We start from the raw sequence: 11,346 nt of genomic DNA, 5'->3' as shown, positions 1-11,346 counted from the left end.
CACTTCAGCCGGGAACTACGGCACCTTGACCCACTGGGCCTTGCTCGGCGTCCCCTTGGCGTCCGTCACGAACAGCATGTACCAGCCCGCCTGGACCAGGTTCCGGTTCTTCGGAACGGTCACGGTCAGCTTGTCGCCGGACGCCTTGAAGTCCAGGGCGATCGACCGCTGGTCGACGTCCGTGACATGGGTGGCGGCGCTCGGCCGGATCAGCCGGACCTTCTTGACCTTGGACGCGCTCGACGAGGTGAACGTCCCCGTCCCGCCGCGCTCGATGGTCTGCGGCCCGCCGGACAGCGAGGGCCGGTCCCCGTCGCCGTAGAGGTACGGCGGCGTGTAGATCTCGATGCGCTGCTCGAACTTGCCCGGCTTGGTGTTGGCCTTGTCGCCGTAGAGCGAGTCCGAGCCGAAGAACATCAAGCGGCCGTCGGGCAGCAGGATCGACCCGGAGTGGTAGTTGCGGCCCACCAGCGGGTCGGCGACCCGCTTGAGCTCGTTCTTCTCCGTGTCGTAGAGGTGCGCCTGGAAGATGTTGGAGTCGCCGCGACCCCGGTAGTCCTCCGAGCCGCCGGAGATCAGCACGTTGTCGTCGGGCAGGATCGAGGCGTTCGGGTAGCGGGTGCCCTTCTCCAGGGACGGGCCGTCCTCGAAGCTCGGGTCCGCGTCCTTCAGGTCGACGATCCGGGTCTTCTCGCTGGACTCCTTGGACTCGCCGACGCCACCGCCGCCGACCACCATGTACTTCTCGTCCTGCGCGGGCGGCAGCAGCACCGTGCCGGACGTCTCCATGAGCTTGGGGTCGCTCAGCCCCGGGATCTTCTTGAACTGGTTGGTCTCCACGTCCCAGACGCCCGGCTCACGGCCCACGTTGTCCGGCCCGTAGCCCGCGTTCGAACCCGAGTAGAAGATCTTGCCGTTCTGCATGAGGAACAGCGCCGGGTAGGTCGGGAACTGCCGGACCTTGTCCGTGTAGGTCCACTTCTTGGTCTTCGGGTCGAAGACCTCGTTCTTGCCCGGGACGAGCTGCCCGATGTCGTCGAGGCCGGAGACGCTGAGGATCTTCCCGTCGCTCAGGGTGGTGAGCGTCGGGTACCAGCGGGCCTCCTTCATCGGGTCGACCTTGATGTACTTCTCGGCGACCGGGTCGAACTCGAAGGCGTCCCGGATGCCCTGGAAGTCCTTCTTGTCGAGGGCGAGCTTCTGGGCGATGCCGTAGGTGTTCTTGGCGTCGGCGCCGCTCAGGCCGTGCACCTTGTAGTTGTCCTGCGTGCCGGTCTCGTACTTCTGCCCGCGCTTCTGCGCCTCGACGTAGATACGGCCAAGACCCGGGTCGTTGCGCAGGAATTTCCCGGTCGCCTTGTCGAAGACCTTCTTCGCGCGCGGCACCAGCACCGGGTCCTTCGAGACGAAGGTCTTGCCGTTCTCCTTGCCCGTGAACCTGGTGCCCGCGGGCAGGGTGATCGGCTCGTCCGGGTTCTCGTTGTGGACGATCATCAGGCCGCCGGCCTTGGTGACGTCACCCTTGAGCTTCTCGTACCGCTTGGTCCCGCCCGCGATCAGCAGATTGCCGTTGGCGAGCTGGGTGTGGCCGGTGCAGAACAGGTCGGCGGGCGTGGGGACCTTCTTGATGGTGCCCTTGACCGGGTCCCAGATCCGGGTGTCGAACTTCTTCGCGTCGAAGTTGTCCTGGTTGTTGCCCGACCCCGCGACGAGCAGCACCTTGCCGGTGCGCAGCAGCGCCGCGTGGATCGTGTTCTGCCGGTACTCCTCGGGGAAATCGATGATCTCCCACTTGCCGTTCGCGGCCTTGTACTCCGGCTTGTTGATTGTGTACTGGTGGTATTTCTCGGTGCCGAAGCGGTAGAGCCACGGCCCGTTCATCCCGGCCAGCGCGAGTACCACCGCCGTGCCGATCGCGAGTCGACGGGCCCGGCGGCGGCCTGCACGGTCGTTCATTCCTTACGTCCCCCAAGTCCACCAAGGGCGATCTGCATGGTCTGGTCGGATCCTCCGACCTCCCCGTTGCCGCCGGGAGCGGCGGCCCAACTGGGCTTGTGCTGCGGGGCGTGGGCGGCAGGCTGCTGCGGAATCGGCAGCGGCTGCGTCCGGTGCGGCCCCGCGGAGTCCTGCGGCTGTTCCACGGCGGGTTCGGCGGGCTTCTTCGCGTCCTGCCGCAGCTGCCAGCGCCAGGCGAAGACCGGCGAGGCGGTGATCAGCAGCGCGAACGTCGCCCAGATGATCATCGCGGGGTGGGAGTGGCCGTAGACGAAGCCGGCGGCGATCGAGCCACCGAAGATCGCGACGAAGTACCAGTGGTAGCGGAACGTCCCGAACCAGCGGTCGGGGCTTGCGGAGTCGCCCTTGGGCGTGACCACGAACTTGCTCTTGCGCCGCAGCACGGAGTCGATCAGCGCCTTCGCGTACAGCGGCGCCGACAGCGCGGACATCACCATGCCGGCCACACCGCCGGAGCCCTCCGGCTCGTGCGGCGAGACGTTGTGCCGGCGGTTCCAGACGTACAGGCCGATCTGCAGGGCGGAGGCGTTGCCGTAGAGCATCAGCCAGACCGCCGGGTCGATGTTCACACCCGAGGCGCCCAGGCCCAGGAACAGGCAGCAGCTCAGCGCCGCCAGGATCCAGTTCAGGGCGGACATCGGGTAGAAGATGATCATCATCGTGTAGTTGAAGAGCTTGCTCGGCGGCAGCGAGTACCAGCCCTTCCAGTACTGCCCGATGATCGTCTCGTACGTCCCTCGCGACCAGCGCATCTGCTGGGTGAAGAAGTCCGTCCAGGCGCTGGGGCCCTCACCGACCGCGAGCACGTCCGGCGTGTACACCGAGCGCCACTTCTTCCCCGTCGCCGGGTTCTTGTGGCGGTGCATCTCGAAGCCCGTCGCCATGTCCTCGGTGATCGAGTCGTACAGACCGCCGATCTGCTTCAGCGCCTTGATGCGCACGGCGTTGGACGTGCCGACGAACATCGGGGAGCCGTAGCGGTTGCCGGCGCGCTGGATCAGCGCGTGGAAGAGGAACTGCTGCGACTCGGCGGCCTTGGTGATGGGGTTGTCGTAGTTGCCGTAGACCTGCGGGCCGATGACGAAGCCGACGTCCGGGTCGCGGAAGAAGCCGAGCATCCGCTCCAGGTAGTTGGGCAGCGGCACGTGGTCGGTGTCGACCGAGGCGAAGAAGTCGTATTCGTCGCCGTGCGCCTCGAGCCAGGCGTTGTAGTTGCCGTGCTTGGTCTTGGCGCGGTGCGGGCCCTTGGCCTGGTTCCACTTCGCGACGCCCTTGCGGGAGAAGTGGTGCACGCCGAGGCGCTCGCAGACCGCCTTCACCTCGGGGTCGTCGCCCTCGTCGAGCAGCCACACGTGCATCAGGCCCCGGTGGCGGATCTTGACGGCCGCCTCCAGGGTCTTCGTCACCATCTCCAGCGGCTCCTTGCCGGGCACGAAGGAGGTGAGGAAGGCCACTCTGGTGCCGGTCTCGGGCACCACCGGGATCGGGTCGCGGGCCACCAGCGTGGCGTGCGCGTTCGACAGCACGTTCATGCAGCGGAAGAACTCGATCAGGCCGATCGAGACCAGCATGACCATGTCGAGCGCGGGCAGCCAGTCGAAGGCCGGGTAGTCGCGCTCGGTCCAGTGCTCGGGCTGGAGCAGCCAGAACAGCAGCACCAGGGACAGCACCGGGGCCGCGGCCAGCATCAGGGCGACCCTGATGCGGTGCGGCTCCTGCGAGATGAGCGAGCGGTACTGCACCTTGTACGGCTTGTTCGGATCAGGCTGGGTGAGGGGACCCGCGAGCCGGCTGTAATGCTCGTAGTCATATCTCGGCAGATTCTTCTTGATCCGCCGGAACGTCCCCGTCGTGCTCATCCGATGAGCCGGCACCCTGAGCTGAGTGGTCTGGGACGGGTCGTGGTCCTGCCGGGCACCCGTGGGCCTCGACGTCATGAGTCATCCCCCCACACGCGGACATCCGCGTGTTTCGTCGCTTCTTACCGTCTGCGCCAGGTCCCCCTCGACCTTCACAGACGTATCAGTGGTGGATCGCAGTCACCACGTCATCCACACCCTATAGACACGGCAACGCGACCTTCCGGTTGCATGATGCCCCCCTCGGCATCGCTCCATGAACGGGGCCCCTACCCCCGCCCGGCCGGCAACCGGTCCTTCTGCCCCCCAACTGCCGCGAATCCGCAGCATCTTGAAAAACCAGATAACCAGGGTTCTACGGCGTCCATCATGATCGCAAGATGCGAAACGCGGTGTTTACCGGTCATACGCGTTCATTGTGACGCGTGTGGGGACTCTGTGGAGCCGTTGTGGACAGACGGGCGCGGATGTTGCCGAAGTGCTCTCTTATGGCCTCCTCCGCCCGCAACGAGTCGCCGGACCGGACCGCGTCGAGGATCTCCCGGTGCTGCCGGCAGGTGACCTTCGGGTCCTGCGGCTCGCCCCCGAGGTCCGTACGGACCCGGTGGAAGGCGTCCCAGAACGCCTCCAGGACCTCGCACAGCAGCACGTTGTCCAGCCCCCGGTAGAGGGTGGCGTGGAAGGCCCGGTCGGTCTCGGCGAGGCCGGCTCCGCGCGCGGCCTGTTCTTCCATACGGTCGACGAGCCCGTCCAGTTCAACGAGATCCGCGTCCGGTATCCGCCCCGCGAGCCGGGAGACGAGCCCCGTCTCCACGGCCTCCCGCAGTTCGAGCAGCTGGAGCAGGGAGTCCTCGCCCCGGTAGTGCCCGGCGACCGTGCGGAAGGCGAGGCCCTCGATCATCGGGGCCAGGGACATCGGGCCGACATAGGTGCCGAAGCCGTGCCGGATCTCCACGATGCCCATCGCCTGGAGCGCCTTCAGCGCCTCGCGCACCGAGTTCCGGCTCGCGCCGAGGTACTCCATCAGCTCGGGCTCGGTCGGCAGCGGGGCCCCGGAGGCCAGCCGGCGGTCGATGATGAGCTTCTTGATCCGCTCTTGTAGGTCACGCGCTGCCATGGCGAGAGGGTATCCGGCCAATCGCACGGTGCACCGGGTTCCGGCCAGGTGCGGAGGAGCCTCAGAGGCTGAAGAGTCCAGCGAGATACAAGAAAGCCCCCCGCTTCCGCGAGGGGCTTTCCGGTCGGTGCGCCGCCAGGGACTCGAACCCCGGACCCGCTGATTAAGAGTCAGCTGCTCTAACCAACTGAGCTAGCGGCGCGCGCTGACGTCGTAACTCTACCGGACGCCAGGAGGTGCTCCGGACCACCGGCCCGCGGCCGGGGCCATCGCGGCAAGGGGGCCGGTTACATCATTCGGACCGTCAGCATGCGAGTGCGGAAGACAGTTGAGAAACTGACGGCGCGCGCCCGGGGCTGCACCGGGCGCCGTCATTTTCCGCCGGAACTGTGAGGGGAATCGCATGAAGTCGCCGGTATTCGAGGAATTCGACCCCGGGGGCGACTGCGACTGCCCCGGCTGCGTCCACTGGCGCCGCGTCCTGCCGCGTTCCCCGGCCGGCCGCACCACCACCCATCCGGCCGCGCACCGGGCTCTCGCCCTGGCCGCCGTGGCCGCCGCCACCCTCGGCGCGGGCCACGCCGTACCGGCCGCCGCCGCCCCTCAGGCACCCCACCGATCGGGTGTTTTCGCAGATGACGAGCCCGAGACCCCGCAGGGTGACACGGCCCCGCTGCACGGCTCGGACGGCCGTGAGGGCAAGCCCTCCGACTCAGCTGAGCTCGCCGCCATCACCCGTACGGAGATCATGGAGCGGGCCAAGACCTGGGTCGCCGCGAAAGTGCCGTACAACATGAACGCGTACTGGTCCGACGGTTACCGGCAGGACTGCTCGGGCTATGTGTCGATGGCCTGGAAGCTGCCCGGAAACGAATGGACCGGCAGCCTCGCCCAATTCGGTGAACGGATTTCCAAGGAGGAACTCCAGCCGGGCGACATTCTGCTGTTCCACAATCCGGCCAACCCGGAGAGCGGCTCGCACGTCGTCATTTTCGGCGGCTGGACGAACACCAGGCACACCTCCTACACGGCCTACGAACAGGCCCGCCCGCACACCCGCCGGCAGACCACCCCGTACGCCTACACGAGCGACTCCGACCGGTACGTCCCCTACCGATACAAGGGCGTCAGCACGCAGGAGGAGCCGGCCCCGGCCAAGGACCGGCAGGAGGAGCCGGCTCCGGCGAAGGACCGGGGGATGCCGGGCGCACCGGCCGCCACGCCCTACCCGGGAGCGACGTATTTCGGCCCCGGGGCGAACAACAAGTACGTCACGCAGCTCGGCCGCATGCTCGTCGCGCGCGGGGCCCGCGCCTCGTTCCCCTCGGAACCGGGGCCGCGCTGGTCGGACTCCCACCGGCGGGCGACCCGGGCCTTCCAGCTGGCCCAGGGCTGGAAGGGCGCGGACGCCGACGGGCTGCCCGGCCCGCGCACCTGGGAATGGCTGGTCTCGGGGAAGGGCAAGGACGTCACCGCGGCGGAGGCCGGGCCGCCGCCCTCCTCGCACGGTGTCCCCGGCTACCCGGGACGGGCGATGTTCCGGCCCGGTGCGAGTAACCCGTATGTCACCGAGCTGGGGAAGCAGCTGGTGCGGAAGGGCTTCGGCAGGTTCTACCCGGACCGGCCGGGGCCGCGCTGGGGCGAGTCGGACCGGCGGGCCGTCCAGGCCTTCCAGCGCACCCAGGGCTGGCGGGGCGGAGCGGCGGACGGCTTCCCGGGGCCGGAGACCTGGCGGCGGCTGTTCTCGTAGCACTCCTGGCACTCTCGGCCCGGGGGGCCCACCCGTTGTGACGCATCTGGCGCGGAGGCTGGAGGCACGCATGACCACGACCACTTCCCACACGTCCGAGCCCGAGGGACCGGCCGAGGGGCCGGCCAGGACCGCCCGGCTCATCCAGAACGAGTCGACCACCGAGATCCCCGTCCACCTGCTGTTCCGCGACGAACCCGTTCCGGCGCCGCTACCGCTGAAGCCGGCGGTCGTCGGCCGCCGGCAGGGCACGGGGGAGCAGCCGCGTCTCAGGCGCCCGGCCGCCCTGACGCCGCGTCCGGTGCCGGAGGTCGACCCCGACCTGGTGGAGCGGACCGCGCGGGTGCTGCCCGGTGCGGCGGGCGTGCTGGCCGGAGCGTGCGGGGCGGCCGGGTGCGTGGCCACCTCGTGGTGGGCCGGGGTGCTGCCGCCGCTCGCACTGGAGGTGATGCGGCTGCCCGCCCACGCCGGGGCCGGGCTCGGTCCCGCGCAGTGGGCCGCGTACGCGGGGGCCGGGGCGCTCGCGCTGTTCGGGTTCGGCGGGCTGGCCCGGGGCCGGACCGGGCGGGCCTGGGTGCTGGATCTGTTCGGCCGCTACCGGGGGACCGTCCGGCGCTCAGGGCTGCTGTGGGTCAACCCCCTGCTGCTGCGCCGCCGGGTGGACGTGCGGCTGCGGCACTGGCGCAGCGAGCCGGTGCCCGCGACCGACGCGCACGGGGTCGCGCTGCGGGTGGTCGTCCTGGTGGTGTGGCGGGTGCGGGACACCGCGCGGGCCACGCTGGGCGTCGAGGACCACGAGGCGTACCTGCGCGAGTGCGTCGAGGCGGCACTGGCCCGGGTGCCGGTGGTGATGCCGGGCGGCTCGGGGGGAGCCGGGGAGGCGGCGGTCGAGGTGCTGACCCGGCTGGTGACGGCGGAGGCGGCCCCGGTCGGCCTTGAGGTGTTCTCGGTGCAGCCGCTCCGGGCGGAGTACGACCCCGAGGTCGCCGCCGCGATGCACCGCCGCCGGATCGCGGCGCTGGACGCCCAGCACCGGGCGAGCGTGCTCACCTCGGTCGTGGACTCGGTGGAGGACACGGTGACCCGGCTGACCATGAGGGGGCTGGTCGAACTCGACGACTACGAGCGGAAGGCGCTGGTGAAGGACCTGACGGTGGCGTTCTGCGCGGGGCGGGGGGAAACGCCTCCGTAATTGGTATGGACATGTTCAGTTCATCGCCATACATTCAAACTTGGTCTAGACCTACCTGCACGGCTCACTGAACATCCCCCACGTTCTCCAGGAGCGGCAGCATGCGCACAAGGACCAAGTTGTCCGCAGCCGCGGTGGGACTGGCCACGACCGGAGCCCTCGTACTCTCCTCCGGCGGCGCCAGCGGCCACGGCTACACCGACCTCCCCATCAGCCGGCAGAAGCTCTGCCAGAACGGCACCGTGACCAACTGCGGCTCCATCCAGTGGGAGCCGCAGAGCGTCGAGGGCCCGAAGGGCTTCCCGGCGTCCGGCCCGGCCGACGGGCAGATATGCAACGCCGGCCTCGGCCACTTCGGCCAGCTCAGCGCACCGCGGACCCCGTCCGGCGGCGCCTGGCCCGCCACCAAGGTGACGGGCGGCCAGAACTACACGTTCCGCTGGCAGTTCACGGCCATGCACGCCACGACCGACTTCCGCTACTACGTCACCAAGCCGGGCTGGAACCAGAACCACAACCTGGCCCGGTCCGACCTCAACCTGACGCCGTTCTTCACGGTCCCGTACAACGGCCAGCGGCCGCCGTCGACGCTCTCCCACAGCGGCAGGCTGCCGTCCGGGCTGAGCGGCCGTCATGTCATCGTCGCCGTATGGACGATCGCCGACACGGCCAACGCGTTCTACGCCTGCTCGGACGTGACGTTCTGAGGTTCCCTTGAGTCACCGGTGTGGCCGGTGTGGGTACGTTCCTCCCACACCGGCCGATCGAAGGCCGCGCGGGGCCTTCGGGGGAGCTCATGGATGTCTTGTTCTACATCGTGCCCACGCTCATGATCGCGGTCGTTTCCTGTGCCGCGGTCGCGGTGATCCGACGCTCCGTGCGGGTCGGTCGGGCCTGGAACAGCGGCCTTACCGCAGAGGCGCGCTGTCTGCGGACGTACACCACGACGAGTGGTGGGGGCGACAGCTCGGTGCGCACGACTCTGCACCATGTCTACGAGTTCACCACACGTGACGGTCGCGGCGTCCGGTTCGAGGAGCGGGGTGGGCCGGGGACGACCCTCGAGGGCGACATCGTCACCGTGCACTACCCGGCCGACCGCCCGGAGCACGCCACGGCCAGGCCTCCGGCGCGGGGGAAGCTGGCGGTGGGCACCGGATGCCTGCTCGCCTTCCTCGGCACGTTCATCCTCTTCCTCCTCGGCTTCATGGCCGTGACGTACGCGATGTTCTCCGCCGTGGGCGAGTCCCTGCAGCCCTAGCGCTCCACATCTGACGGTAGGTCAGCTACGGTGCGCCTTCATGGGAGCCACTACGGGGCGCACGGTCGCGGAGCTCGTGGCGGCGCGGTGGGGTGACCGCCGGCCGGGGCTGTGGTTCGAGGGCGGGGTGCTCACGCAGCACGAGGTGGCGGCCGGGGCCGCCGTCCGGGCGGCGCTCCTCGCCGACCTGCTGCCACCCGGCGCCGAGCCGCACATCGGCGTGCTGCTCGACAACACCCCCGAGTACCCGATGTGGCTGAGCGCGGCCGCTCTCGCGGGAGCCGCCGTCGCCGGCATCAACCCCACCCGCCGGGGGCCCGAACTCGCCCGGGACATCCTGCACACCGAGTGCCGGGTGCTGATCACCGAACCGGCCCGTCTGCACCTGCTCGACGGTCTCGAACTGCCCGGCGTACGCCTGCTGCTGACCGGCACGGAGGAGTACGACGCCCTGCTCGCCCCGTACGCCGGTGCCCGGCCCGACCCCTCCCGCGCCGCCCCGCACGACCGGCTCCTGCTCTACTTCACCTCCGGCTCGACCGGCGCACCCAAGGCCGCCCTCTGCTCCCAGGGCCGCCTGGCGGCCGCCGGCCGCTCCCTGGCCGAACAGTTCTCCCTGGGCCCGGACGACGTCCACTACATCTGCATGCCGCTGTTCCACGGCAACGCGGTGATCGCCGACTGGGCGCCGGCGCTGGTCACCGGGGCGGCCGTGGCGCTGCGCCGCCGCTTCTCGGCGTCCCGCTTCCTGCCGGACGTGCGCCGCTACGGTGCGACGTACTTCACCTACGTCGGCCGGGCGATCCAGTACGTCCTGGCCACCGAGTCGCACCCCGAGGACCGTGACAACCCGCTCCGCCTGGGCTTCGGCACGGAGGCGGGCGCGGTGGACGCGGCGGCCTTCGAGCGGCGGTTCGGGGTGCGGCTGGTCGAGGGGTACGGCTCGTCGGAGGGCGGGGCGGCCGTGCAGTGGTCGCCGGGCACGCCGCCGGGAGCGGTCGGGCGGGCGACGCCCGGGCTGGTGGTCCTGAACCCGGATACGGGCCGGGAGTGCCCGCCGGCCCGCTTCGACACGGCGGGCCGGCTGCTCAACGGGGACGAGGCGATCGGCGAACTGGTCAACCAGGGCCCCAGCCCCTTCGAGGGCTACTGGCGCAACCCGGCGGCCGAGGCGGAGCGCCGCAAGGGAGGCTGGTACTGGACGGGCGACCTCTTCTGCCGGGACACCGACGGCTATCTTCACTTCGCCGGGCGTACCGACGACCGCCTCCGCGTCGACGGCGAGAACCTGGCCGCCGCGATGATCGAGAACATCCTCGCGCGCTACGAGGGGGCGGCGGCGGTCTGCGTGTACGCGGTGCCGGACCCGGTGACCGGCGACCAGGTCATGGCGACGATCGCCGGTACCTTCGATCCGCTGTCCTTCGCGGAGTTCCTGCTCGCCCAGCCCGACCTGGGGACGAAGATGGCTCCCCGGTTCGTCCGCGTGACCGACCGCATGCCGGTCACGGCCACGAACAAGATCCACCGGGCGGCTCTACGGCGGGAGGGCTTCCGGTGCGCCGATCCGGTGTGGTGGCGGCCGCCGGGGAAGGGCACGTACCGCAGGCTGACCGGGGAGGACCTCGAACACGCCGAAGGGCCTCTCGCTCCCACGAGAGGCCCTTCACCGGTGCGCCGCCAGGGACTCGAACCCCGGACCCGCTGATTAAGAGTCAGCTGCTCTAACCAACTGAGCTAGCGGCGCATGACTCGCGCCGACCGGCGGAACCGTGTTCCGTGGTGGGCGACGTAAAAATACTACCCGGTCTCCAGGGGTGCTCCTGACCACCTCGTGGCCGCGGCGTGATCAGAAGGGCCGGGCCTAGGGCCTGTCGTTTGGATCAGGTCGCAGGGAATCGGCGGCACCTTGTCAGCGCCGGTGAGCGGGGCTTGGTGCGTGCAGCTGCAAGGCGGAGGAGGGCGTCGGCGCGGAGCGCCGGCAACCGACGACAACGCGGCAGATGTGCGTGCCAGGCCCCGCGTCTGCGGCGTGATCCAAACGACAGGCCCTAGATGTGCTGTCCGGGGAGGTTGGTGACGCGGCTGGCTGGGGTGTGGCCGCTGATTCCGGTGTGGGGTCGGTGGTAGTTGTACCAGTCCAGCCAGTCG

At 69.7% G+C, this 11,346-nt stretch carries 8 protein-coding genes and 2 tRNA genes; 5 read left to right on the top strand and 5 right to left on the bottom strand.

All coding sequences use genetic code 11. The features are described from left to right. Nucleotides 1-15 precede the first annotated feature (15 nt). From glxA to AC07DF_RS37205, 4 genes are all read right to left on the bottom strand, one after another. The gene (gene glxA, locus AC07DF_RS37220) at nucleotides 16-1,956 is read right to left on the bottom strand and encodes a radical copper oxidase GlxA (protein WP_478981278.1); all 1,941 of its coding nucleotides are present in this window, start codon (nucleotides 1,954-1,956) and stop codon (nucleotides 16-18) included. Beyond that, nucleotides 1,953-3,953, bottom strand: coding sequence for a glycosyltransferase family 2 protein (locus tag AC07DF_RS37215; RefSeq protein WP_478981276.1), 2,001 nt, complete (start codon nucleotides 3,951-3,953; stop codon nucleotides 1,953-1,955). The genes glxA and AC07DF_RS37215 overlap by 4 nt, the downstream gene beginning before the upstream one ends. Before the next feature lie 325 nt (nucleotides 3,954-4,278). Then, nucleotides 4,279-4,992: a FadR/GntR family transcriptional regulator gene (locus tag AC07DF_RS37210; RefSeq protein ID WP_478981274.1), complete on the bottom strand. Its 714-nt coding sequence runs from the start codon at nucleotides 4,990-4,992 to the stop codon at nucleotides 4,279-4,281. Between the two features lie 128 nt (nucleotides 4,993-5,120). Then, nucleotides 5,121-5,194: transfer RNA gene (locus tag AC07DF_RS37205), tRNA-Lys, on the bottom strand. A 201-nt stretch (nucleotides 5,195-5,395) separates the two neighbouring features. Between AC07DF_RS37205 and AC07DF_RS37200 the strand changes: the two genes are divergently transcribed. The 5 genes from AC07DF_RS37200 to AC07DF_RS37180 all read left to right on the top strand — a co-directional run bounded on the left by AC07DF_RS37200 (nucleotide 5,396) and on the right by AC07DF_RS37180 (nucleotide 10,903). After that, on the top strand, nucleotides 5,396-6,742 hold the full coding sequence (locus AC07DF_RS37200; protein WP_478981272.1) for a peptidoglycan-binding protein: 1,347 nt from the start codon (nucleotides 5,396-5,398) through the stop codon (nucleotides 6,740-6,742). Between the two features lie 70 nt (nucleotides 6,743-6,812). After that, nucleotides 6,813-7,934: an SPFH domain-containing protein gene (locus AC07DF_RS37195; RefSeq protein ID WP_478981270.1), complete on the top strand. Its 1,122-nt coding sequence runs from the start codon at nucleotides 6,813-6,815 to the stop codon at nucleotides 7,932-7,934. Between the two features lie 101 nt (nucleotides 7,935-8,035). Next, a complete protein-coding gene (locus AC07DF_RS37190; RefSeq protein ID WP_193478274.1) occupies nucleotides 8,036-8,641 on the top strand; it encodes a lytic polysaccharide monooxygenase auxiliary activity family 9 protein in 606 nt (201 codons plus the stop codon). A gap of 89 nt (nucleotides 8,642-8,730) precedes the next feature. Continuing rightward, nucleotides 8,731-9,195 carry a DUF3592 domain-containing protein gene (locus tag AC07DF_RS37185; protein ID WP_478981267.1) on the top strand — a complete coding sequence of 155 codons (465 nt, stop codon included), beginning with the start codon at nucleotides 8,731-8,733 and terminating at the stop codon, nucleotides 9,193-9,195. Between the two features lie 40 nt (nucleotides 9,196-9,235). Then, nucleotides 9,236-10,903, top strand: coding sequence for a long-chain-fatty-acid--CoA ligase (locus tag AC07DF_RS37180; protein WP_478981265.1), 1,668 nt, complete (start codon nucleotides 9,236-9,238; stop codon nucleotides 10,901-10,903). On the opposite strand, the gene AC07DF_RS37175 is transcribed toward AC07DF_RS37180, so the two are convergent. Then, nucleotides 10,869-10,942: transfer RNA gene (locus AC07DF_RS37175), tRNA-Lys, on the bottom strand. The genes AC07DF_RS37180 and AC07DF_RS37175 overlap by 35 nt on opposite strands. Between the last annotated feature and the right edge of the window lie 404 nt (nucleotides 10,943-11,346).

The organism is Streptomyces sp. NPDC044719 (assembly GCF_056433405.1).
The sequence above is the reverse complement of the archived record's forward strand: the minus strand, read 5'-3'. Positions and strand labels throughout refer to the sequence as shown.